This is a genomic window from Aeromonas sp. FDAARGOS 1411, from assembly GCF_019047125.1.
GTDB classification, from domain to species: domain Bacteria; phylum Pseudomonadota; class Gammaproteobacteria; order Enterobacterales; family Aeromonadaceae; genus Aeromonas; species Aeromonas veronii.
Genome location: NZ_CP077214.1, coordinates 3,326,689 through 3,347,754, shown reverse-complemented (window position 1 = coordinate 3,347,754; position 21,066 = coordinate 3,326,689). Strand labels below are relative to the sequence as shown.

23 protein-coding genes are annotated in these 21,066 nt (G+C 62.2%); 15 read left to right on the top strand and 8 right to left on the bottom strand.

Annotated features, from left to right (window positions below; genetic code table 11):
- Window positions 1-33: 33 nt before the first annotated feature.
- Window positions 34-537, top strand: coding sequence for a DUF2301 domain-containing membrane protein (locus tag I6L41_RS15095; RefSeq protein WP_216959770.1), 504 nt, complete (start codon window positions 34-36; stop codon window positions 535-537).
- Here I6L41_RS15095 and I6L41_RS15090 read toward each other — a convergent pair.
- On the bottom strand, window positions 534-938 hold the full coding sequence (locus I6L41_RS15090) for a CBS domain-containing protein (protein WP_005356342.1): 405 nt from the start codon (window positions 936-938) through the stop codon (window positions 534-536). The genes I6L41_RS15095 and I6L41_RS15090 overlap by 4 nt on opposite strands.
- 162 nt (window positions 939-1,100) lie before the next feature.
- Between I6L41_RS15090 and I6L41_RS15085 the strand changes: the two genes are divergently transcribed.
- Entirely contained in the window at window positions 1,101-1,805 is a 705-nt protein-coding gene (locus I6L41_RS15085) for an SDR family oxidoreductase (protein ID WP_216959766.1), read from the top strand.
- Here the strand turns inward: I6L41_RS15085 and I6L41_RS15080 are convergent.
- Window positions 1,731-2,306, bottom strand: a complete 576-nt coding sequence (locus tag I6L41_RS15080) for a 2-amino-4-hydroxy-6-hydroxymethyldihydropteridine diphosphokinase (protein WP_216959764.1) — start codon at window positions 2,304-2,306, stop codon at window positions 1,731-1,733. The genes I6L41_RS15085 and I6L41_RS15080 overlap by 75 nt on opposite strands.
- Window positions 2,307-2,430: 124 nt before the next feature.
- Here I6L41_RS15080 and I6L41_RS15075 point away from each other — a divergent pair, with 124 nt between their 5' ends.
- The 4 genes from I6L41_RS15075 to I6L41_RS15060 all read left to right on the top strand — a co-directional run bounded on the left by I6L41_RS15075 (window position 2,431) and on the right by I6L41_RS15060 (window position 5,828).
- Window positions 2,431-2,523: a YnhF family membrane protein gene (locus tag I6L41_RS15075; protein WP_005339800.1), complete on the top strand. Its 93-nt coding sequence runs from the start codon at window positions 2,431-2,433 to the stop codon at window positions 2,521-2,523.
- A 103-nt stretch (window positions 2,524-2,626) separates the two neighbouring features.
- Entirely contained in the window at window positions 2,627-4,027 is a 1,401-nt protein-coding gene (locus tag I6L41_RS15070) for a HAMP domain-containing sensor histidine kinase (RefSeq protein WP_216963980.1), read from the top strand.
- Window positions 4,028-4,032: 5 nt separating this feature from the next.
- Window positions 4,033-4,551, top strand: coding sequence for a hypothetical protein (locus I6L41_RS15065; protein WP_013724185.1), 519 nt, complete (start codon window positions 4,033-4,035; stop codon window positions 4,549-4,551).
- On the top strand, window positions 4,548-5,828 hold the full coding sequence (locus tag I6L41_RS15060) for a sigma 54-interacting transcriptional regulator (RefSeq protein ID WP_005339807.1): 1,281 nt from the start codon (window positions 4,548-4,550) through the stop codon (window positions 5,826-5,828). Before I6L41_RS15065 ends, I6L41_RS15060 begins: the two co-directional genes overlap by 4 nt.
- A 1-nt stretch (window position 5,829) precedes the next feature.
- Here I6L41_RS15060 and I6L41_RS15055 read toward each other — a convergent pair whose 3' ends face one another.
- Entirely contained in the window at window positions 5,830-6,312 is a 483-nt protein-coding gene (locus tag I6L41_RS15055) for a DUF1097 domain-containing protein (protein WP_005339809.1), read from the bottom strand.
- A gap of 368 nt (window positions 6,313-6,680) precedes the next feature.
- On the opposite strand from I6L41_RS15055, the gene msrP reads away from it, so the two are divergent.
- Complete coding sequence (msrP, locus tag I6L41_RS15050; protein WP_216959762.1) at window positions 6,681-7,682, top strand: protein-methionine-sulfoxide reductase catalytic subunit MsrP; 1,002 nt, start codon at window positions 6,681-6,683, stop codon at window positions 7,680-7,682.
- Window positions 7,673-8,299: a protein-methionine-sulfoxide reductase heme-binding subunit MsrQ gene (msrQ, locus tag I6L41_RS15045; protein ID WP_216959760.1), complete on the top strand. Its 627-nt coding sequence runs from the start codon at window positions 7,673-7,675 to the stop codon at window positions 8,297-8,299. Before msrP ends, msrQ begins: the two co-directional genes overlap by 10 nt.
- Here msrQ and I6L41_RS15040 read toward each other — a convergent pair.
- A complete protein-coding gene (locus I6L41_RS15040; protein WP_216959758.1) occupies window positions 8,296-8,544 on the bottom strand; it encodes a PepSY domain-containing protein in 249 nt (82 codons plus the stop codon). The genes msrQ and I6L41_RS15040 overlap by 4 nt on opposite strands.
- Window positions 8,545-8,607: 63 nt before the next feature.
- Here I6L41_RS15040 and I6L41_RS15035 point away from each other — a divergent pair, with 63 nt between their 5' ends.
- Genes I6L41_RS15035 through I6L41_RS15020 form a run of 4 tightly spaced genes read left to right on the top strand, consistent with a single transcriptional unit; the run spans window position 8,608 to window position 11,473 of the window.
- Window positions 8,608-8,946 carry a PepSY domain-containing protein gene (locus I6L41_RS15035; protein ID WP_005341875.1) on the top strand — a complete coding sequence of 113 codons (339 nt, stop codon included), beginning with the start codon at window positions 8,608-8,610 and terminating at the stop codon, window positions 8,944-8,946.
- Window positions 8,947-8,967: 21 nt separating this feature from the next.
- Window positions 8,968-9,624, top strand: a complete 657-nt coding sequence (locus I6L41_RS15030; protein ID WP_005339826.1) for a response regulator transcription factor — start codon at window positions 8,968-8,970, stop codon at window positions 9,622-9,624.
- The gene (locus tag I6L41_RS15025) at window positions 9,621-10,970 is read left to right on the top strand and encodes a sensor histidine kinase (protein WP_005339828.1); all 1,350 of its coding nucleotides are present in this window, start codon (window positions 9,621-9,623) and stop codon (window positions 10,968-10,970) included. The genes I6L41_RS15030 and I6L41_RS15025 overlap by 4 nt, the downstream gene beginning before the upstream one ends.
- Window positions 10,971-11,011: 41 nt before the next feature.
- Window positions 11,012-11,473, top strand: coding sequence for a hypothetical protein (locus tag I6L41_RS15020; protein ID WP_005339830.1), 462 nt, complete (start codon window positions 11,012-11,014; stop codon window positions 11,471-11,473).
- A gap of 82 nt (window positions 11,474-11,555) precedes the next feature.
- On the opposite strand, the gene torA is transcribed toward I6L41_RS15020, so the two are convergent.
- Window positions 11,556-14,036 (bottom strand): trimethylamine-N-oxide reductase TorA, encoded by a 2,481-nt coding sequence (torA, locus tag I6L41_RS15015; RefSeq protein WP_216959756.1) that lies wholly within the window; start codon window positions 14,034-14,036, stop codon window positions 11,556-11,558.
- A 23-nt stretch (window positions 14,037-14,059) separates the two neighbouring features.
- Window positions 14,060-15,190 carry a NapC/NirT family cytochrome c gene (locus I6L41_RS15010; protein ID WP_005339847.1) on the bottom strand — a complete coding sequence of 377 codons (1,131 nt, stop codon included), beginning with the start codon at window positions 15,188-15,190 and terminating at the stop codon, window positions 14,060-14,062.
- Window positions 15,191-15,466: 276 nt separating this feature from the next.
- On the opposite strand from I6L41_RS15010, the gene I6L41_RS15005 reads away from it, so the two are divergent.
- From I6L41_RS15005 to I6L41_RS14995, 3 genes are all read left to right on the top strand, one after another.
- Window positions 15,467-17,434, top strand: a complete 1,968-nt coding sequence (locus I6L41_RS15005; protein WP_216959754.1) for an ATP-binding protein — start codon at window positions 15,467-15,469, stop codon at window positions 17,432-17,434.
- Window positions 17,435-17,489: 55 nt separating this feature from the next.
- Window positions 17,490-17,987: a response regulator gene (locus tag I6L41_RS15000; protein WP_216959751.1), complete on the top strand. Its 498-nt coding sequence runs from the start codon at window positions 17,490-17,492 to the stop codon at window positions 17,985-17,987.
- A 67-nt stretch (window positions 17,988-18,054) separates the two neighbouring features.
- Window positions 18,055-20,028: a DNA topoisomerase III gene (locus tag I6L41_RS14995; protein ID WP_216959746.1), complete on the top strand. Its 1,974-nt coding sequence runs from the start codon at window positions 18,055-18,057 to the stop codon at window positions 20,026-20,028.
- Window positions 20,029-20,068: 40 nt separating this feature from the next.
- On the opposite strand, the gene I6L41_RS14990 is transcribed toward I6L41_RS14995, so the two are convergent.
- On the bottom strand, window positions 20,069-20,509 hold the full coding sequence (locus I6L41_RS14990) for a DUF417 family protein (RefSeq protein ID WP_005357613.1): 441 nt from the start codon (window positions 20,507-20,509) through the stop codon (window positions 20,069-20,071).
- Between the two features lie 14 nt (window positions 20,510-20,523).
- Window positions 20,524-21,057, bottom strand: a complete 534-nt coding sequence (locus tag I6L41_RS14985; RefSeq protein ID WP_216959743.1) for a carboxymuconolactone decarboxylase family protein — start codon at window positions 21,055-21,057, stop codon at window positions 20,524-20,526.
- Between the last annotated feature and the right edge of the window lie 9 nt (window positions 21,058-21,066).

Sequence of the window (21,066 nt, the reverse complement as noted above, 5' to 3'; positions counted from 1 at the left end):
GGATGGCACCTGATCCGTTAGAAGCGACTGTTTATGGCAAATCCTGAAATCGAGAGCCCGCTGGACGGGATCGACAAGTTGACCGTCTCGCTCTACCGCCTTGGCTTGAGTGCGGCTGCCCTGTTGCTGCTTTGCCGCGGTGCGGCGCTGCTGAGCGGGATGGCATTGCTCCCGTCGGCACAATGGTTGATGTCGCTGGCAGTGGCAAGCGCAATCTGCGGCTTCTCGCTGCATATCTACGACAAGCGGATTCGCCTGATTCTGCAGGGATTTGGTTGGGGCGCGCTGGCCCTGGCTGCGGCGTTGGCTACCCTCTCCGGGCTGGCGTTCAAGGAGCAGTTTTGTTTCGCCATTCCCGGCATCAAGCTGGTGCCCGTATTGCTGCCGGCGTTATGGCTGCTGGAGTGGTTGCGGGTGGAGTGGGCCGCCGCACTGGTGGCGCTGGTCTGCGGCGCCCTGTTGACCTTGCTGGCGCTGGCCAAGTGGCGGATGCCCCTGCACTTCGATATCGGTGACAAGGGGCGTTACCAGATCTAGGTCTGCTGGCACACCTTCATCTGCTGGTTGAGGGCCTGCATCACCTGACGGCGGCTGATGATGCCGATCACCTTGCCCTGTTGCAGCACCGGGTAGATCTTGGGCTTGGCATCGGCCATCTGGCGAGCAAGATCCAGAATGCTCTCATCCGGCCCGACCGAGAGGGGCGAGCGGTTCATCAGATCCTCCACCCGGGTGCGGGTATCGCAGTGGTAGCTGCCGGTGAGCAGGCTGGGGATGCAGTCTTGTTCGGAAAGAAAGCCGATCAGCCGTTTCTGCTCATCCAGCACCGGCAGGCCGCCAAGACCCGATTGATGCAGGCGATCCAGCGCCTCGGCCAGGCCGAGTCCGGCAGTGAGGGAGTGGGTCAGGCGACCCATGTGGTGGTGTACTTTCAGCATGGTGGTGACTCCGCAAGAGGGGGATGCCGCCACTATGACGCGGGTGGGTGGCCCGCGACCAATGGCTTGTGCCGCAGGGATTGATAGGCACAAGCCATCGGCGGTGATCCGCTGGCAGGCGGGCTTCGTTCATGCAAGACCATGAAAGGGAAAGGAGATCGTATGCGTGCATTGGTTACGGGCTGCGGCCGTCGACTCGGATTTTATCTCTGTGAACAGCTGGTGGCAGCGGGTTGGCAGGTGACGGGCAGTTATCGCAGAGAGCGGCCGGAGCTGGCCACGTTGGCTGCATTGGGGGTCGAACTGGTGCAGGCGGATTTTGGCCGGGAAGATGACGTTGGCAAGCTGATCGATGTGCTGGCGACCCATCAGGATCTGACGCTGGTGATCCACAACGCCTCGGCCTTCGAGCCGCAGGCAACTGATCCGGCGGCGCAACTGGCCCAGTTCGAGCAGTTCTACCGGGTGCACATGGCGGCCCCCTTCCAGCTAAACCGGGCGCTGGCCCCCCGGCTGGCCAGCAATCCCAACGCCAGCATCATTCACATTACCGATATCTATATCCATGCCCCGGCCCCCCGTTTTGCCAGCTATGTGGCGACCAAGGCAGGGGCCCATTCGCTGGCCATGAGCTTTGCCCGGGAGCTGGCGCCTGCGGTGCGGGTCAACACCATAGAGCCGGGGCCGATCCTGTTTCTCGACGAGCATGACGAGGCGTGGCGCCAGCAGGTGTTGGCGAAAACACCGCTGGCGCGGGAAGGAGGGCTTGAGCCCATCTGGCAGGCGGTGCAGTTACTGATGGGGAACAGTTATATGACGGGGGCCAGCATCAAGGTAGATGGCGGGCGTGCGCTGGCCACCCTCTGATAGGTTGCCGAGCACCAGCGGCTCCAGCCCGACCTGCCGGGTCAGCAAGCCCTTGCCGGGTTTGAGCTTGCCCGACGGGGCGGGGAGTGTCACTTGCAGCGCCACCTTGGGGTCATGCACCTCGCCATGGCCGTAGAGCTCGGCCAGCAGCTCCGCCAGATAGGAATCGACCTCTGCCGAGGCAAAGTCACCGCTCCTGTTGCTGGCCAGAATATCGATGTCGAGCGGCCGGTCGTGCACCTTGCAGAGGGGATCGCTGCGGTCGCGGCCATGACCCACTTCCATGGCCACAAAGGTCTGTTTCAGGGCGGAGGCATCCAGTTCGCTCTCCAGGATCAGCAGGCAGTTGAGAAAGTCGTGGCTGGAGTGCATTCCCACCGGCTTGGTGCGGATCACCGAACTCAGCCGCAGGGGGCCGACGTTCGCAAACAGCTCGGCCAGCGCGCGGCTGACATGGATATGCGGGTCAATATTGGAACCAATGCTACACAGATAGAACATGCTCACCTTCCCTGGGTTGGGCTCATCTGAAATGTATACGCAGCTCACGGTTATCGGATTAACTATGGCTTAACATTGTCTTATCTATTGTGATCCGGCACTGATTGGCAGAAAGGAGGTTTGCATGAGTGTGGAGCTGAAATGGGCGCTGTTGACCGCCTCGGGCGCGCTGGCGATGATCATGATTATCTGTCTGGCATCTGTCGCGTTGGCGTGAATCACCACAATCCAGATAATCCAAACCGGCCTGTTGGCCGGTTTTGTTTTTTGGGGCGGTGCGGCTATGCTGGCGCACCGGTGAGAATGCAAGAGAAGAGATGATGACCAAGGTTCGCCCACGCTCCCTGCTGCAGGTGGTATTGATGGGATTTGTGCTGGTGTTGATGCCGCTGGGCGGCATGATCTGGCACAACAGCACCTCCCTTGCCCACCTCAGTCAGCTCACCAGCGACGAGATGGAGCGGGCGGTCAAGGATACCCGCCGCGCCACCCTGCTGACGGCGCAAGCCATCGATATCGAACGCACCTTGCGCCGCTTCGCGGTGCTGGGGGATCGCCGCAGTCTCACCAGCTACCAGCAGCAACTCGACGGGTATCGGGTGTTGCTGGCGGAACACCGTAACTCCATCACCGACGGCCAGCTCTACAGTGGGCTCGATCAGGGGCTGGCCTGGCTCGACAGCCTGCAGGATGCCGCGCTGGCCCGGGCTGCGGTAGCGGGGGACAAGCTGGAGCAGTTCAACGATGCCAACAAGCAGCTCGAAATAATCACCCGCAGCCGGGTTGACGAACACATGGATCGGGTGCAGCTCACCATCGCCGGACTGACCAGTGAGCTCTGGTGGGTGAGCGGTGCGGTGGCGGCGCTCAGCCTGCTGATGGTCTTTATCTTCACCTACCTCATCATCCACCCGGTACGACAGATTGAGTCGCGCATCTTGAGTCTGGGTGCCGGGGTCGAACCCGATCCCAAGCCGGTTGACGGCCCTGCCGAGCTGGTATTGCTGGGGGAGCGGATCGTCTGGCTGCACGACAAACTCAAGGAGCTGGAGTTGCAGAAATACCAGTTCCTGCGCCATGTATCCCACGAGCTCAAGACCCCGCTGGCGGTGCTGCGGGAAGGGACGGATCTGCTCTGCGAGCAGCTGGTCGGGCCTTTGACGCCGGATCAGCTGGAGATCTGCCAGATGCTCGATGAGAACAGTCGGCGCCTGCAGACCCTGATCGAGCGGCTGCTCGACTTCAACCGGCTCAGTCAGCAGGAGGCCTTCGAACTGGAGCCCGTCCCCCTGCTGCCGATGTTGTCGGAACTTTCTGCCGAGTACCGGCTGGCATTGGAGTCCAAGCAGATCCGTGTACACTTGCCGACCGTGCCGGTTACCCTGTGGGCGGAGCCCTATCGGCTACGGCTGATCCTCGATAACCTCTTCTCCAACGCCGTCAGTTACGGCGCCAGCGGGGGCAATATCTGGATCAGGGCAGGGCAGGATGAACAGATAAGCTGGTTGGAAGTGGCCAACGAGGGGCCCAAGATCCCCGTGGCCGATCAGCAACGCATTTTTGAACCCTTCGAGCAGGGCAGCACTGTGCGGCAAGGTCTCTTGAAAGGCTCGGGCATGGGCCTCTCCATCGCCCGCGAGTCTGCCAACAGCCTGGGGGGGGAACTGGTTCTGGTAGAGGATGAACAGGCGGATGTCTGTTTCAGGTTGACGTTGAAATGAGGACTATGAAGATACAACGCGTATTTCCAGCTCTGATGGCAGGGCTGCTCGCGGGTTGCTCCTTGCTGCCGCAACAGGCAGAGCGGGAGTCCTCCGATATCGCTTTTGCCAAGCGGATGGAGTTTGCCAACAAGGAGATGCAGGTGCGTCTGCAATACTCCGACTGGCTGCTGGCCAGTCACCCCCAGCAACGGGTGCAGGAGCGTCAGCGTCTGAAAGGGGCTGACGATCTGGAGAGCCGGGTCAGTCTGGCGATGGTGGACTCCCACCCCGCCGAATCGGTGGCCAATCGCACCGCCGGTCTGGCGCGCCTGAAGCAGATGTTGCCCGAGCTGGGTCTCGATGCGCAGGCCTTTTTACGTAGCTGGATCGCCCTCGGCGAACAGCTGCTGGCTCGCGACAGCCGTCGCGATGACCAGAGTCAGGAGATCCAGCGGCTGCGCCGCCAGATCGAGCAGCTGACTGCCATCGACGACCAGCTCAACCAGCGCAAGCTGAACGAGAATCGTGAGGTAATACCATGAGCCGGATCCTGTTGGTGGATGACGACGTCAGCCTGCTCAAACTGATGAGCATGCGGCTGCGTAGTCAGGGTTATGAAGTGGATACCGCCGACAGCGCGGAAGGAGCCCTCGACCGGTTGCGTCAGCAACGGGCAGATCTGGTGCTGAGCGATCTGCGGATGGCCGGCATGGACGGTCTGGCGCTGTTCGAGCGGATCCAGGCCCAGTGGCTGGGGTTGCCGGTGATCATCATGACCGCCCACGGCACTATCCCGGACGCCATTCAGGCGACCCGCTCCGGGGTGTTCAGCTTTCTGACCAAACCCATCAACAAGGATGAGCTGTTCGCCACCATCGAACATGCGCTGAGTTTGACGCGGCCGAAACAGCAGCAGGAGTGGCAATCGCTGATCCTGACCCGCAATCCCCAGCTGGAGCAGCTGCTGATCCAGGCTCACAGCATTGCCACCATGGAGGTGCCGGTGCTGATCATGGGGCCGTCAGGCTCCGGCAAGGGGGCGATGGCGCAGGCGCTGCACCAGGCCAGCCAGCGGCGCGACAAGCCGCTCCATACCATCAACTGTGCCGCCATTCCGTGGGCGTCACTCGACTTGCAGCTGTTTGGTGAAGATGGCCAGTCAGGGCTGTTCGAGCAGGCCAAGGGGGCGACCTTGTTTCTCGACGAGATTGGCAGCCTCTCCGAATCCCTGCAGGCCAAGCTGCTGCAGGTGATGGAGGAGTATGGTCAGGGCACGCCGGAGGTGAGGGTGCTCAGCTCCAGCCATCAGGATCTGGTCAAGGCGATGGAGGAGGGGCGCTTTCGGGAAGATCTCTTCTACCGTCTCAACGTCGCCAATATCACCTTGCCGTCTCTCAGTGCCCGCAGCGAGGATATCCCCCTGCTGGCCCGTCAGGCGCTCGACGATTACCGTAGCCGCCACAGCGACTGCGCCGCCATGGGTTTTTCGCCCGAGTCGCTGGCGATGCTGGCTGCCGCGGCTTGGCCCGGCAACGTGCGCCAGCTCTGCAACGTGGTGGAGCAGCTCGCCAGCCTCTGTTGCAGCCCGGTGATCGGGGTCTCCATGGTGGAGTCCGCCCTGAGCGGTGGTGGCGGCGGCATCCCCTCGTTCAACGAGGCGCGGGCCGAATTCGAGAAGGAGTATCTGATCCGTTTGCTGCGCACCACCGAGGGCAACGTGACCCTGGCGGCCAACATGGCGGGCAGAAACCGTACCGATTTTTACAAGTTATTGAATCGGCACGGCATTGAAGCTGCAAACTTCAAATCGAAGGGATAAATCAGGCGGGATCAACCACCGCCGGAGCGGCATCGGCTTTCTGGGTTTTATGGGAGAGCCAGAGGCCGCTCGCCTTCATCAGGTAACCGAACAAGGCGCCAATGATGAGGGAGGGCAGGATCAGCCGCCACTCGCCAGCCGCCCCGAAGGTGGCACAGCAACCGGCAAAGGTGCCGGGAATGTAGCCGAGCCACTGCTGTTTGGCCTGTACGCACATCAGGGTGGCGACCACCCCCGTCATCACGTAACCCGCCACACCCGCTCCCCACAGACTGTCGCCATGGATCAGCAGCAGTGCCCACAGCATGCCGCTGGTGTTGCAGAAGATGGTCTGCAGCAGCGCCTTGTAGCCGCCGCTTGACGCGAAATAGCTGGTGCAGCCGAGAAAGCCGACCCAGGAGATAAGGCCGAACGCGACGGCAATCCAGCCCCAGACGGCGGAGAGAATTCCAGTGGTGATGGCGATGGCGATCAGTGGGCTCATGGGGCGACTCTTCAGTTGGCTTCGCAAAATGGGCAGCCTACCCCCGGCAATCGGGGCGGCAAGCGGGGGCAGAATTGTGTGTGATCTTCATCACCCTTTTCAACTCAGGAATACGCTTGCGCTCGCGAAAAAAATTCATTGGTGACCGGCCTGACAGTCGGCCATAGTTAGAGGCCCTGTCCTGCTCATGGAGTGAGTCTGATGGCGCCAAATGTGATCGTTCCCCTGCTGGTGTTCGTAGTCCTGTTTCTGGTCGGCACCATGGCCAAGGCACTGCCCCTGCACCACATGATGTAAATTTGTGTGAAATAAAAATCTGCCGGGGCGGGTCTTATCCATACTGCCTCACTCAGCCCCGGGAGTTTTTCATGTTGATCAAGCGTCGTACCGCCCACCCCCTCACCGAACAGGATGTCACCCCGGAAGCCGTCTATCAGAACCGCCGCCTTATTCTTAAAGGGCTGGGTCTGGGCGCGGCCACCCTGGCGTTTCCCACTCAGGCCGGAGTGCTCGACCTGCTGCGCGGTAAAGAGGATGCTCCCCAATTAGCCACCAAGCCGATCAACAGCAAGCCTGCGGAGCGCCCGGCCAATCTGGTGCTGACACCGGAAGAGAAGGCCACCAGTTACAACAACTTCTATGAGCTTGGCACCGACAAGTCCGACCCGGCTCGCAACGGCCATTACCTCAAGCCCGAACCCTGGACCCTCAAGGTGGAGGGGGAGGTAGCCAAGCCTTTTACACTCGATGTGTGGGACCTCATCAACAAGAGCGAGCTGGAGGAGCGGATCTACCGGCTGCGCTGCGTCGAAGCCTGGTCCATGGTGCTGCCCTGGAACGGCATCTCGCTGGCGGAGATCATCCGCCGTGCCGAGCCCACCAGTCGCGCCAAGTTTGTCGCCTTCGAAACCCTGTTTGATCCGAAACAGCTGCCGGGGCAGGCCTCCAGTCTGGGGGGCGGCATCGAGTATCCCTACGTCGAAGGGCTGCGTATCGACGAGGCGATGCACCCTCTCTCTTTCCTTGCGATGGGGCTCTATGGCAAGACCCTGCCCACCCAGAATGGCGCGCCGATCCGGCTGGTGGTGCCGTGGAAGTACGGTTTCAAGAGCATCAAGAGCATCGTCTCGATCCGGCTGGTGGAGGAGATGCCGCCGACCACCTGGAACCTGCTGGCCCCCAATGAATATGGCTTCTACGCCAACGTCAACCCGCAGGTAGATCACCCGCGCTGGAGTCAGGCAAGCGAGCGTTTCATCGGTGAGGGCGGAGTGTTTGGCGCCAAGCGTCAGCCGACCCTGATGTTCAACGGCTATGGTGACGAAGTCGCCTCGCTCTATCAGGGGATGGATCTGCGCCAATGGTACTGAGATTGAAACCGGCCCATATCAGCGGCTTGCGGGCGCTGGTGCATCTGGGCTCCTTGGGTTTCCTGCTCTGGCTGGTTTTTGCCATTCCGGCAGGTCTGCTGGGGGGCGATCCGGTGCCCGAGCTTATTCACTACCTCGGCAAGGGGGCGCTCAACCTGCTGCTGCTCACCCTGCTGGTGTCGCCGCTGGCCAAGCGCTGGCGGCAGGGGCAGCTTATCAAGCTGCGCCGCCCCCTCGGGCTCTGGTGTTTTGCCTGGGCGCTGCTTCACTTCATGGTGTGGCTGGGGCTGGATCTGCAGTTTGACTGGGGTCTGATTGGCGGCGAGCTGGTTAAGCGCAGCTATATCGTGGTGGGGATGGTGGCCCTGTTGCTGCTGGCCGCCCTCAGCATCACCTCGCTGCCCGCATTGCAGCGCCGCATGGGCGCCGCATGGCAGAAGCTGCACAACTGGGTCTATGCCATCGCCCTGCTGGCACCGGTGCATTACTGGTGGTCGCTCAAGAGCGGTTGGGGGGAGCCCCTCATCTACCTGCTGCTGGCCTGCGTCCTGCTCTGGCCGAGGCGGGAGAAACTGCTGCGCCCCATGCGGGGGCGCTGGAATGCAAAAGAGGCCTAATCGGCCTCTTGTTGTTTGATCTCGCCAGTGTAGGCATCGACGATGAGATGCACCTTCTGATCCTGGCGATTGAGGGTTTTGACCTCGAATTTGTCCCCTTCCAGCTCCACTTCCCGAATGTCGTGATACCCTTGCGCCAGCAACAGTTTGACCAGCCCGGCCATGTCGAGACGGCTCTGGGTCGCCCAGCTTGTGGCACTCAACAGGCAAAGGATCAGCAGGAAACTGCGCGGGATCATATTCATTCCGGATTCATGGCTGGCAGACTATAAACGCCATTATGTTAGGTTTTTGGAGATGAATCATCCATGAATAGAGCGCTCCCTCTGCTTGGGTTATTGCTGCCGTTGCTGGCACAGGCGGTCACGCCTGATGAAGCCCAGCTGCAGCAAGCTGTCCATGAGGGACGGGTTCGGCCCTTCCATGAAATGATGGAGGTGGCGGCCAGATTGCCGGTGCGGGTGTTGCGGGTGGATCTGGGGGAAGAGGATGGTATCTGGCTCTATGAACTGCGAGTCATCGATCGGGAGAACAGCGTAATCAAGGTGGCCTATCGGGCTGACAACCTTGAGCTGGTGTGGGCCAAGGGCCACCATCTGGAGCGGTTGTTCGAACCGCCCAAGCCCCCGGTTGAGGATGATGAATAACCCCTGTGTGGAAGCCTGTTCATGCGAATTCTGATTGTTGAAGACGAAAAAATTCTGGCTGGCCAGCTGGCCGAACAGCTGCGCCTCTCCGGCTTTGTCACCGACCTCTGCCACGACGGCAACGAGGCCGGTTTTCTCGGCGAGACCGAACCCTATGACGCTATCATTCTCGACCTCGGCCTGCCGGGGCGCGATGGCCTGAGCGTGCTGAAGGAGTGGCGCAGCAAGGGGATCGATACCCCGGTGCTGGTACTGACCGCCCGTGGTCAGCTGCACGAGAAGATCGAAGGGCTCAACGCCGGTGCCGATGACTACCTTACCAAGCCGTTCCAGGTGGCCGAGCTGGTGGCGCGGGTCCATGCGCTGGTGCGCCGGGCGGCAGGCAACGCCAGCTCCATTCTGGAGATTGGCGGAGTGCGGCTCGACATGGCGGCATCGCAGGTGTGGTACGAAGGGACCCCCATCAAGCTGACTGCCCACGAGTTCCGGGTGCTGGGTTACCTGATGCAGCACCGGGGCAAGGTGGTGTCGCGCAGCGAGCTGATCGACCACATCTACGCTCAGGATTTCGACCGCGACTCCAACACCGTGGAGGTGTTCATCGGCCGGATCCGCAAGAAAACCAACCCCGATCTGATTGAGACAGTGCGCGGCCTCGGGTACCGGATCAACGAATGAGGCTGGTCAGAACCCTGCGGGGGCGACTGGTCGCCATCGCGCTGGTCTGGTGCGGGCTGTTTCTGTTCGCCACCGGTTTCAGCCTGCAGACCATGATGCGCAACTACTGGCAGGAGGCGGAGGCCGACGGCCTGCGCCTGCAGCTTTATGATCTGCTCTCCCGGCTGGAAGTGGCCAAAACCGGCCTGCCGGTGGTCACCGGCTCCCTCTCCGATCCCCGCTTCAATCAACCCTACTCCGGCTACTACTGGCAGCTGGAGTTGGGCCGCGATGTGGTGGGGCGCTCCCGTTCCCTGTGGGATACCAACCTGAAGAGCGATGGCCTCAAGTCCGCCTTTGGCGATCCCGACCTCTTCGTCGGCAAGGGGCCCAACAAGGAGCCCCTGCTGATCATGACCCGCACCGTGCTGCTGCCCGGTTCGGATCGGGTCTTCACTCTGGTGATGGCCAAGGACAGTAGCGCCCTGACCCAGACCCTCAACAAGACCCGCATCAGCCTGTTCCTCGGTCTCGGCTTTGCTGCCGCCGGTCTGGTGCTCGGCTTCATGTTCCAGATCGTCTACGGCTTGCGGCCGCTGCACCTGCTGCGCCGCGAATTGGGGCGGGTTCACGAGGGTCATCAGGAGGGGTTCCGGCTGCGCTATCCGCTGGAGATCCAGCCGCTGGTGGAGGATATCAACCGGCTGCTGCACCACTACGGCGAGCTGCTTCAGCGGGCGCGATCCCACACCGGCAATCTGGCCCACGCCCTCAAGACGCCGCTCAGCATCATGCGCAATCAGGTGGCCCAGTTGCCACCGGAGGATCAGGCCGCCATCGGCGAGCAGCTCGACCAGATCCAGCGCCATATCGACTACCACCTCGGCAAGGCGCGGGTGACCGGCGCCGCCAAGATCCTCGGGGTCTCTACCCCGGTGCGGGCGCGGGTGGAGTATATCTGCCGCGCCTTCTCCCGCCTCTATCCGGGCAAAACAGTGGATCTGCAGGTGCCCGCCAATCTGGCGGTCGGGGTGGAGGAGCAGGATTTCGATGAGATGGTAGGCAACCTGCTGGAGAACGCCTTCAAGTGGTCCGCCAGCGAGCTGCGCATCTCCAGCGCCGAGCTGGGGGGCTGGATCACCCTGCGTATCGAGGATGACGGCCCCGGCATGAGCGAGGATCAGATCGCCAAGGCGGTGCTGCGCGGGGTGCGGCTCGACGAGAAGGTGCCGGGCTCGGGCCTAGGTCTCAACATCGTCTCCGATCTGGCGGAAGCCTATCGGGGCAGTTTCATCATGGGCCGCGCCGAACTGGGCGGTCTGGCCGCCTCCCTCTCGTTGCCCAAGGTGGCAAGAGTCGAGAGCTAGGCATAACATATGGCATTTGTTTTAGCCTGAGGAAGAGAAGCATGACCGACGATCCGTGGGCACTGTGTCACCTTGACGATTCGTTTGATGCCTCTGTGCTGGGGGTCAAGGGCGCCCAGATCCAGTGGTTTGAAGACAGGGATGGCCTGATCGCGTTCCTTCTGGAAGATTTTGTCGACTTGCTGGCCGATGTAGGCGAGCTGGACGAGGAGCAGACCGAGCAGGCGCGCGAGCGCTTCACCCTGCTGGTGGAGCAGAGCTTTGACGATCGCACCCTGATGGATGCCATCAACGATCTCGCCTCCGGCCTGCGTCGCATCGCCTGGTTGGGGCCGCTCTCGGAGCTGGCCGAGATCAGCGACGAGTTTGCCTCCGGCCTGCGCCGCTATTTCTGGAGCCAGTACGACGGGGACGAAGATGACCCGGACGCATGGGTGCCGGAAGAGCTGTGGCCACAGCTAGTTGAATGCGCGCAGGAGTATATGGAGGAGGGGGAGTTCTAAACCCATCCCCATGCCTGCGCTTTGGCAGACAGATAAAGAAACGGCGCCTTGATGGCGCCGTTTTTATTGGGTGGCAATCGCCTTAGCCGTTGGCCGGTACCGCGTGGGCGGTGTTGGCCAGCACAGATCCTGTGTACTTCTCGATCTGCAGCTGGGCCATGTGGCCGCAGTTGCCCTGTGCCAGACTGGACGAGCCTTCGTCGAAGGTGAGGCAGTTGACGTTGCCGTTTTTGCAGATGCTGCCCGCTTCGCCCGGCTTGGCCGGGTCGTACCAGGCCCCTTCGCAGATCCGCACCACCCCTTGGCGCACATCCTCGGATAGCAGGGCACCTACCAGGATCTGGCCGCGCTCGTTGAAGGCGCGCACCAGATCTCCCTGAGCGATGCCACGGGCCTTGGCATCCAGCGGATGGATCATGATCGCCTCGCGGTCGGCGATGGCGAACTTGTCCCGCAGCGGGGTGTTGTCGAGCTGGGAGTGCAGCCGCTGGGTCGGGTGGGAGGTGTTGAGCGACAGCGGATAGCGCGCTGCCACCTTGCTCTTCACCCACTCCTTGGGCTCATACCACTTGGGATGGCCGGCACAGTCGGCGTAACCCATCCCCGCCACCGTGTTGGAGAAGATCTCGATCTTGCCGGACGGGGTGCCGAGCGGGTTGAGCAGCGGGTTCTCGCGAAAATCGGCGTGACGGATCCACTGGCGGTTGGCCTCGGGGATCGGGAAGCGGATGTAGTTGTTGGACTCCCAGAACATATTGAACGGCGGCAGCGCGACGCGGGCGCCGCGGGCCTGCGCCGCCATGCCGTCGTACATCTGCTTGAGCCACAGCATCTCGTCCTTCCCTTCTGTGTACTGCTCCTGCACGCCCAGCTTGGCGGCGATGGCGCTGAATATGTCGAAGTCATTGCGTGACTCGTGCTGGGGCGGGACGCACTGGTGCATCGGGAACACATAGCGCTGGGAGTAGTCGCCACCCATCTCCAGATCGTTGCGCTCGTAGCTGGTGGTGACCGGCAGCACGATGTCGGCGTGCTTGGCAGTCGCCGTCCAGTAGGGCTCGTGAACGATCACGGTCTGCGGCTTGCGCCATGCTTGCAGCAGGTTGTTGGTGTCCTGATGGTGGTGGAAAGGGTTGCCGCCCGCCACGTAGACCAGCTTGATGTCCGGATAGGTCACCTTGCGGCCGTTGAAGTCGATGGTCTTGCCGGGGTTGGCGAGACAGTCGGCGATGCGGGCCACCGGGATCGGGGCCGGGCTGTTCTTCGGTGCGTTGCCGGCGGAGATACCGGCCAGAATGCCGCCCTTGGCGGTGGGGCTGCCACCGGAGGAGTAGTGGTAGCTGAAGCCGTAGCCGCCGCCCGGCAGGCCGATCTGTCCTAGCATGGAGGCCAGAGTGACCAGCATCCAGTTCGGCTGTTCGCCGTGCTGCTGACGCTGCATGCCCCAACCGGCCATGATCATGGTGCGTTTGGCGGCCATGTCGAGGGCCAGCTGGCGGATCACCTTGGCATCGACGCCGCAGACGCTGCTCGCCCACTCGGCGCTCTTCGGTTGGCCGTCATCCTTGCCGAGCAGGTAGTTCAGGAACTTGTCGAAGCCGACGGTGTAGCGATCGAGGAAGGCTTGATCGTGCTTCTTCTCGCTGTAGAGGGTGTGAGCCACACCCATCATCATGGCCACGTCGGTGTAGGCGTTCGGCGCAATCCACTCGGCACCGACCAGCTTGGCGGTCTCGTTGTAGATGGGATCGATGCTGATGACGCGGGTGCCCTTCTCTTTCAGCGCCATGAAGCCGGCCTGACCTTCGTGATCCGGCATGTTCCAGCTGTTCTTCAGAGTTACTTGAGCGTTGACCCCCCACAGCACCACCAGTTCGGCGTTCTCGACCACGTTGGGCCAGGCGGTCTGCTGCTCGTACACCTCGATGGAGCCCATCACGTGGGACATGATCACCTGGGCCGCGCCGGTGGAGTAGTCACCGGCATAACCGGTGAAGCCGCCGGAGAGGTTCATCAGGCGGTGCAGCAGGGTACGGCTGTTGTGGAACATGCCGACGCTTTTCCAGCCATAGGAACCGGCGTGGATCGCCTGCGGACCGAAGTCACTCTGCACCCGCTGGATTTCACCGGCCACCAGTTCGATCGCCTTGTCCCAGCTCACTCGCACCCACTCGTCGGCACCGCGCAGCTCGGGTTTGGCGCCCGGGCCATGCTCCAGCCAGCTCTTGCGTACCATGGGGTATTTGATGCGGTTCTTGGCGTGCACCTGGAACGGCGCCATGTCGATGAGATCGTTCGGCGCCGGATCATCGGCCACCGGCTGGACGCGCACCATGCGGCCATCTTCGACGATCGCCTCGAAAGCCCCCCAGTGGGCGCCGGTCAGAATGCCCTTCTGGGCGGGCACCAGAGTCGGGAACTGACTCAATGCGGTGCTGATGGCTTGCGCCAGCGCACTCTTGGGAAAAATGCCGCCGAGCAGGGGCAGGGCTGCGCAGGCGCCGAGCCCCTTGAGCAGGTTGCGGCGGGACAGATTGGTCTTCTTGTCATTGAAAAAAGTCATAACGGTTTTCCTCTGTGCCAGCCTTAGTGGGCCGCGCTCATGTCACTGGCGTGTTTCTGGACATACTGGGTCAACATGCGAGCCTGTTCCGGGGTCAGGGAGGTACGAGATTCCATCCCCTTGATGACGCCGATCCACTGGTTGGCGTTGAAGTGATCCAGCGCGGTGAGGCCGTGGCAGCCGGTACAGTTATTGGACATCAGGGTGGAGGCGTATTGCCACAGCTTGCCCTGATCGCCGATGAGCTGGCTCTGGTCGACCCAGGCGGTCAGCTTGACCTGATGCCAGGTGAGGTTGGTGGCGCTGTCGGTTTCGCTCTGGCCGGTGACCAGCGCTTTCTTGGCGGCATCGCCGACCAGTACGCTGAGGATCCGCTTGCCCGGTGCGGCGTAGAACACTTCGCTCACGCCATCCTGTTGCCAGCCTTCGATCTGCACCTTGGCGCGGCCGTTTTCGTTGGCCAGCACTTCCACCTTGGTGGAGGGCATCAGGGTGCCTTCGTCGGTCTTGGCGGCAGCATCGAGGAACAGCGGGGTGGTAGCGATGGCGTAACGGGTGGTGACGTTGGCCGGGGTCTGGGCCGCAGCCTGCGCCAGCTCGCTGGCACCGGCGGCAGCCAGGCCGCTCATGTCAGGCATGATGTGGGCGACACCGCGGTGGCAGTCGATACAGGTCTGGCCCTCCTTGATGGCGACCGGGTGCTCGGCGCGGGCATTGGGGCGCTGGGCCAGAATGTCCATCGCCTCGTAGCTGTGGCAGCTGCGGCAGGTGGCGGAGTCGTTGGCTTTCAGCTCGTCCCAGACGGACTGGGCCATCCGCAGCTTGTGGGCTTCATACTTTTCCGGGGTATCCAGGGTGCCGATCGCCTCGTGATAGATATCCTTCACGGCGCGGATCTTGGTCCACAGGTAGGAGGTGGGGTCGCCCGGGATGTGGCAGTCGGCGCACTCGGCGCGGATCCCCTTGGTGTTCTGGAAGTGGACACTGCCCTGATACTCGGCGAGCGGAGTCTGCATGGAGTGGCAGGAGACGCAGAATTCGGTGGAGCTGGTCTTGTGCAGCACGGTCACGGTGACACCCAGTGCCGCGACACCCAGCAGGGCCCCGAGCAGCAGGAGCCAGAACCAGGTTTTTCTTATCAGTTTTCCAATCATGGCGGCGTTTTCCTACGGTCAATAATTACCTACATAGTACTAGTCCAATAGTAGTAGTAATGACAGGGATAAGGCGTTGACCTCCATCATGGTTTATATTTTTGATTGTTGTCACATTCTGTCTTTTGTTTTGTTATTGATTTAATTGTCGAATTAAATTCAGTTGTTTTCTGTTTAATCTATTTGTGCACTTTCCGCGACAGCTGTTAGCCCCCTCGCAAAACCCCACAAGATTCGCTGATATAGTGAGCAGTGAGCCTCAACGGAGTGTCGCTGATGAGCCCTTTCTCACTGCTGTGTGTCGCTGCCAACGTGCAACTGCTGGCCGAATTCGAACAGGAGTTGGCTCCGCTGCTCGGCCATTTCGCGCTGGTGGTGGTAGTCGGTCAGGGGTCGGCGGAGCTGGCCTTGGACGAGCTGGATCGCAAGGGGCAGCCACCCGCCGTGGTGGTGTGTGACAGCGAGCTGGGGGATGGGCGAGGGGCCGATTTTCTGATCCGCCTCGGCAGCCGTCACGAGGCGTGCCGCAAGATCCTGCTCGGCAGCCAGCCGGAGATGAAATCGATCATCGAGGCGGTCAACCTCGGTCGTCTCGACTACTACCTGCAACGCCCCTGGCGCGATGGCAGCCTGCGCCGGGCGGTGATCGAGCAGGCTAGCCACTTTGTATTGCAGCGTCCCGAGGCGGACCTGCTGAGCTATGCCGCCGTGCTCGACAACCAGAAGCTGCTGCGAGCCCATGTCGATCGCCAGTTGGCCGCCTATCGGCAGGGCTTTATGGATTACACCCACTGCAGCGATGAAGAACTCTCCCGGGTGGTGATCGACGGCCTCTACCAGTTTTTCGAGGGCAATGACGAGGAGCGGGTCTGCCGCCACTACAGCCCGGGCCATGTGCTGACCCGCGAGGGGGAGCCCAACAGCTTCCTCTGGTTTATCGCCAAGGGGGAGGTGGTGCTGCGCAAGCGGGACGAGCAGGGGATCGATCAGGAGGTAGTGCACTACCGTACCGGCTCGCTGGTGGGGGGCATGTCATTTGTGACTGGAGAACCCGCCTTCACCACCGGCGTGACTCTGACCGGTGCCGAGGTGATCAAGCTCGACAAGCTGCAATTCTCCCGGGTGATGCAGGCGCGCAGCGAACTGCTCCCCTCCTTTACCAACCTGCTGCTGCGCCACTTCAACCGCCGTCTGCAAAACAGCATCCGCACCGAGATGCGGCTGCAACAGACCCTCAACTCCCTCGATGCCGCTCACGCCCAGCTGGTGGAGAGCGAAAAGATGGCGATGCTGGGTCAGCTGGTGGCCGGTGTCGCCCACGAGCTGAACAACCCGGTGGCGGCCATTATCCGTGGCAGCGAGACCCTGCGGGCCGCCATCCCCGATCTGGTCAATCTCGAGCTGCCAGCAACCATCAAGGGGCTTGGCAACCAGACCCTCTGTCAGGCGCTCTCCTCCCAGCCGGTCTCGACCAGCGAGATCCGTGACAAGACCCGGCAGGCTGAGGGGCGCTTTGGCGATCGCCAGCAGGCGCGGCTGGCGGTGCAGATGAATCTGGATGACGAGCTGAACTGGCAGCGCTGGTTTGCCAGCCGCACCGCCGCCGAGCGGGAGGCGCTGCTCTCCCGGCTGGAGCTGTTCCAGCAGACCGGCAGCTTCCTGCGCAATATCGAAGTGTGTGCCCGTCGCATCGGCGATCTGGTCAAGAGCCTCAAGCAGTATGCCCGGCAGGATCGGGCCGAGCCCTCGCTGGTGGACCTGCACGAGGGGCTGGAAGATACCTTGATGATTTTCGAAAACCGCCTCAAGCATCATGAGCTCTGCAAGGAGTACCAGCCGCTGCCGCTGGTGCGCTGTCACCCTATCGCCCTGCAACAGGTGTGGACCAACCTGATCGCCAACAGTCTGGATGCCATGAGCGGCTCGGGGCGACTCACCATCCGCACCGGATTGCTGGATCCCGAGTGGGTCATGGTAGAGATCGAGGATAACGGTTGCGGCATCGAGCCCGAGCTGTGGCAGCGGATCTTCGATCTCAACTTCACCACCAAGCGGGAGGGCCATTTCGGCCTCGGTATCGGTCTGAGCGTTTCGCTGCAGATAGTTCAGCAGCACCACGGTCGGATTGAGGTGGCCTCCGAACCGGGCCGTTACACCCGGATGCGGGTCTGTCTGCCGCTGGACGGCATGGGGCAGGCCGGTTACGGGGGCGAACCTCATCACAACAAGGAGCATGCGGCCTGAGCCGTCGCCAGCATCAATCGCGCGGCGTGCCAAACCATGTCGCCAAGGAGGAGCAATGAACAAACACTATCTGATCCTGTGTGTGGACGATGAGCGTGAGGTGCTGGATGCGGTGATCCACGATCTCGCCCCGTTCCGTTCCCACTTCGAACTGGAAGCCGCCGAGAGCGTCGATGAGGCGCGAGCGGTGGTGGAGGAGTGGGAGAGCGACGGCAACAAGCTGGCGCTGATCCTCTGTGACCACATCATGCCGGGAACCCTGGGGGTCGATTTTCTGGTGGAGCTGAACCGGCGTGCCACTACCCGCGCCAGTCGCAAATTGCTGCTGACCGGACAAGCGGGGCTGGAGGCCACCGTCGAGGCGGTCAATCGTGGCGGGTTGCACTACTACCTCGCCAAGCCGTGGAAGCTGGAGACCCTGCAAGAGGCGGTGCGCGAACAGCTGACCGACTACCTGCTGGTGGAAGATGGCGAGAATGCCTTCCACTATGCGCCGCTGCTCAATCAGGCGCGGCTGTTTGCCGCCATCCACGATCACCCGTTCGACGAATAGGGGCAGTTGGGCTTTCGCGGTGGTAGTTGTATACTGTCTGCATATACAGTATTGCAGGTAGCCACCGATGCGACTCTTTATCGCCGAGAAGCCCACGCTGGGCCGCGCCATTGCCGATGCCCTGCCCAAGCCCCACAAGAAGGGCGACGGTTTTATCGAAACAGCCCAGGGGGATGTGGTCACCTGGTGTATCGGCCACCTGCTGGAGCAGGCCGAGCCCGATGCCTATGACGCCGCCTTCAAGCAGTGGCGGATGGAGCATCTCCCCATCATCCCCGCCCAGTGGCAGCTGGTGGCCAAGCCCAAGACCAAAACCCAGCTCACCGTCATCAAGCGGCTGATCAAGCAGGCGGACTGCGTGGTCAACGCCGGTGACCCGGACCGGGAAGGGCAGTTGCTGGTGGATGAGGTGATCGACTTTCTCGGCTACCCGAAAACCAAGCCGGTGCAGCGCTGCCTCATCAGCGATCTCAACCCGCCCGCGGTGCGCCGCGCCCTCGACAAGCTCAGAGACAACAAGGAGTTCGTGCCGCTGGCGGTTTCCGCACTGGCCCGCAGTCGGGCTGACTGGCTCTATGGCATCAACATGACCCGCGCCTACACCCTGCTCGGACGCAAGGCGGGTTGCAGCGAGCTGCTCTCGGTTGGTCGGGTGCAGACCCCGCTGCTGGGGCTGGTGGTGCGGCGGGATCTCGAGATCGAGGCCTTCGTCCCCAAACCCTTCTACGAGGTGCTGGCCCATCTGCTGACCGATAGCAACGAGCGCTTCACCGCCAAGTGGCTGCCATCGGAAGCCTGCCTGCCGTGGCAGGATGAGGAGGGGCGGGTGCTCAATCGGGCGCTGGCCGACAAGGTGGTGAGCCGGATCAACGGCCAGCCTGCGCAAGTCGAATCGGTGGAGGAGCAGGCCCGCAAGCAGGCGGCGCCGCTGCCTTACAACCTCTCCAGCCTGCAGATCGATGCCGCCAAGCGGTTCGGCATGGATGCCAAGCGGGTGCTCGACATCTGCCAAAGCCTCTACGAGCGTCACAAGCTCATCACCTATCCGCGCTCCGACAGCCGCTATCTGCCGACCGACCACTTCAAGCGGGCCGAGCAGGTGCGCAGCGCCATCGCCGCCACAGCGCCCGCGCTGGCCAAGGCAGTTGCCGAGGCGGACGGCAAGATCCGCAGCAAGGCGTGGAACGACAGCAAGGTGGATGCCCACCACGCTATCATACCCACCGAGAAGCAGGGCAACCCTGCCACGCTGGGGGCCGACGAGGCGAAGCTCTATGGCCTGATTGCCCGACAGTATCTGCTGCAGTTCTATCCCCCGTTCGAATACAACGACAGCAAGGTGCTGCTGCGCATCGCCGGTGGTCTGTTTCAGGCCAAGGCACGGCGCATTCTCAAAGCGGGCTGGAAGGCACTGCTCGGGGTGGAGGAGGATGACGACGAAGAGAAGGCGGGCACGCTGCCTGCCCTGAAAGAGGGAGAGCAACTGCTGTGCGAGCGGGGCGAACTGCAGGAGAAAATGACCCAGCCGCCCAAGTCGTTCACCGATGCCACCCTGCTGGCGGCCATGACCGGCATCGCCCGCTATGTGCAGGATCCCGAGATTCGCAAGACCCTGCGCGACACCGATGGCCTCGGCACCGAAGCGACCCGAGCAGGCATTATCGACCTGCTGTTCAAGCGCCGCTTTCTGGTGCGTCAGGGCAAGAGCATCAAGGCGACCCCGACCGGACGGGCGCTGGTTCAGGCGTTGCCCGCGACAGCTACCACGCCGGATATGACGGCGCTGTGGGAGCAGAGCCTCGGCCAGATCGCCGAGCGCCACGGCAGCTACCAGCAGTTTATGGGGCCGCTCACCGAGCAGCTTAACGGCCTGATTGAAGGGGCGCGGCAGGACTCCGGCGCCAGCTTCAGCGCCCTGCCCAAGGAGGCGCCGGGTGCCGGCAAGCGGCGTTTTACCAAGCGCAAGAGTTCGGCGGCCAGCACGACTGGCGGGCCCCGACCGCGCAAGACGGCCAGCAAGCGCCAGACCAGGGCGGCATAACGAAAAAAGGCGCCCATCCCGGGCGCCAAAGGCATTGTTGTCAGGCTGCCTGAGTGGACAAGCTGGCACGGATCCTGTGCTGGTAGTGCAGAACCACACCGAGAAACACCAGATCCTTGAACAGGAAGAACTCGGTGACTGGCACGCCGTCAACCATCTTCCAGACACCTGTCAGGGTCAGCAGGAAGCTCAGCGTCGCCAGGAAGGTGACGATAGCCCCCATGCTGCACCAGTAACCGATGCGAGGTTGCCACAGACCCACGACCAGTCCGATGGCGATCACTATCTCGACCACCCCGATCAGGTTCGATACGCTCTGCTCCGACAGGGGGCCATAGAGCCAGCTCATCAAGGGGTGGCTGGCTACCAGTGGTTTGATGGCAGCTGCCTCTGTCGGGGTAAACTTGAAGACGCCGATCCAGAGCAGGGTCAATACCACGCCCGCCAGGGCGACCAGAAAGCCTTTGTCATGTTGCTGCATGGGGGGTTCCTTGTTTAAGGGGTCAGAGTGACGGGCGGGAAGTCGATCTCGGTCGCCGCCAAGTGGTTGCCATAGTTGGTCAGGGTATTGACCACCACCTGGCCGAGCACCTCCAGCAGTAGCTCGTCATCTACGCCTGCGGCACGGGCGCTAGCAAGCTGCTCGTCACTGATCACCCCGCGCTGGTTGACCAGCGCCGTTGCCAGTTGCAGCAGGGCGTGATCAAGCGGAGCCGAGGCCTGGCCGAGCCGGGCTGCCCGGATCTCCTGAGCCGAGAATCCGGCCTTGCCCGCGAGCAGTGTGTGGGCAGACAAACAGTATTGGCAGGCGTTGGCTTGACCTATGGCCAGTGCCAGCAACTCCCGTTGTGAGGCAGTGAGGCGCCCCTTGCCAAGCGCCTCGGCAAAGCCCAGGAAGCCATTGAGCAGTGCTGGCGAGTGGGCCAGGGTGGCGTAGAGGTTGGGCACCATACCCAGATTGCGGTGCAGGGTGGTCAGGGTCTGGGCGGCTGCGGGTTGCGGCTGGGATACGGGTTGGATACGGCTCATGATCTTCTC

What these genes read in the sequence shown, in the direction of transcription:
- I6L41_RS15095 (WP_216959770.1), top strand. Translation starts at nt 34, where the DNA reads ATGGCAAATCCTGAAATCGAGAGCCCGCTGGACGGGATCGACAAGTTG.
- I6L41_RS15090 (WP_005356342.1), bottom strand. Translation starts at nt 938, where the DNA reads ATGCTGAAAGTACACCACCACATGGGTCGCCTGACCCACTCCCTCACT.
- I6L41_RS15085 (WP_216959766.1), top strand. Translation starts at nt 1,101, where the DNA reads ATGCGTGCATTGGTTACGGGCTGCGGCCGTCGACTCGGATTTTATCTC.
- I6L41_RS15080 (WP_216959764.1), bottom strand. Translation starts at nt 2,306, where the DNA reads ATGTTCTATCTGTGTAGCATTGGTTCCAATATTGACCCGCATATCCAT.
- I6L41_RS15075 (WP_005339800.1), top strand. Translation starts at nt 2,431, where the DNA reads ATGAGTGTGGAGCTGAAATGGGCGCTGTTGACCGCCTCGGGCGCGCTG.
- I6L41_RS15070 (WP_216963980.1), top strand. Translation starts at nt 2,627, where the DNA reads ATGACCAAGGTTCGCCCACGCTCCCTGCTGCAGGTGGTATTGATGGGA.
- I6L41_RS15065 (WP_013724185.1), top strand. Translation starts at nt 4,033, where the DNA reads ATGAAGATACAACGCGTATTTCCAGCTCTGATGGCAGGGCTGCTCGCG.
- I6L41_RS15060 (WP_005339807.1), top strand. Translation starts at nt 4,548, where the DNA reads ATGAGCCGGATCCTGTTGGTGGATGACGACGTCAGCCTGCTCAAACTG.
- I6L41_RS15055 (WP_005339809.1), bottom strand. Translation starts at nt 6,312, where the DNA reads ATGAGCCCACTGATCGCCATCGCCATCACCACTGGAATTCTCTCCGCC.
- msrP (WP_216959762.1), top strand. Translation starts at nt 6,681, where the DNA reads ATGTTGATCAAGCGTCGTACCGCCCACCCCCTCACCGAACAGGATGTC.
- msrQ (WP_216959760.1), top strand. Translation starts at nt 7,673, where the DNA reads ATGGTACTGAGATTGAAACCGGCCCATATCAGCGGCTTGCGGGCGCTG.
- I6L41_RS15040 (WP_216959758.1), bottom strand. Translation starts at nt 8,544, where the DNA reads ATGAATATGATCCCGCGCAGTTTCCTGCTGATCCTTTGCCTGTTGAGT.
- I6L41_RS15035 (WP_005341875.1), top strand. Translation starts at nt 8,608, where the DNA reads ATGAATAGAGCGCTCCCTCTGCTTGGGTTATTGCTGCCGTTGCTGGCA.
- I6L41_RS15030 (WP_005339826.1), top strand. Translation starts at nt 8,968, where the DNA reads ATGCGAATTCTGATTGTTGAAGACGAAAAAATTCTGGCTGGCCAGCTG.
- I6L41_RS15025 (WP_005339828.1), top strand. Translation starts at nt 9,621, where the DNA reads ATGAGGCTGGTCAGAACCCTGCGGGGGCGACTGGTCGCCATCGCGCTG.
- I6L41_RS15020 (WP_005339830.1), top strand. Translation starts at nt 11,012, where the DNA reads ATGACCGACGATCCGTGGGCACTGTGTCACCTTGACGATTCGTTTGAT.
- torA (WP_216959756.1), bottom strand. Translation starts at nt 14,036, where the DNA reads ATGACTTTTTTCAATGACAAGAAGACCAATCTGTCCCGCCGCAACCTG.
- I6L41_RS15010 (WP_005339847.1), bottom strand. Translation starts at nt 15,190, where the DNA reads ATGATTGGAAAACTGATAAGAAAAACCTGGTTCTGGCTCCTGCTGCTC.
- I6L41_RS15005 (WP_216959754.1), top strand. Translation starts at nt 15,467, where the DNA reads ATGAGCCCTTTCTCACTGCTGTGTGTCGCTGCCAACGTGCAACTGCTG.
- I6L41_RS15000 (WP_216959751.1), top strand. Translation starts at nt 17,490, where the DNA reads ATGAACAAACACTATCTGATCCTGTGTGTGGACGATGAGCGTGAGGTG.
- I6L41_RS14995 (WP_216959746.1), top strand. Translation starts at nt 18,055, where the DNA reads ATGCGACTCTTTATCGCCGAGAAGCCCACGCTGGGCCGCGCCATTGCC.
- I6L41_RS14990 (WP_005357613.1), bottom strand. Translation starts at nt 20,509, where the DNA reads ATGCAGCAACATGACAAAGGCTTTCTGGTCGCCCTGGCGGGCGTGGTA.
- I6L41_RS14985 (WP_216959743.1), bottom strand. Translation starts at nt 21,057, where the DNA reads ATGAGCCGTATCCAACCCGTATCCCAGCCGCAACCCGCAGCCGCCCAG.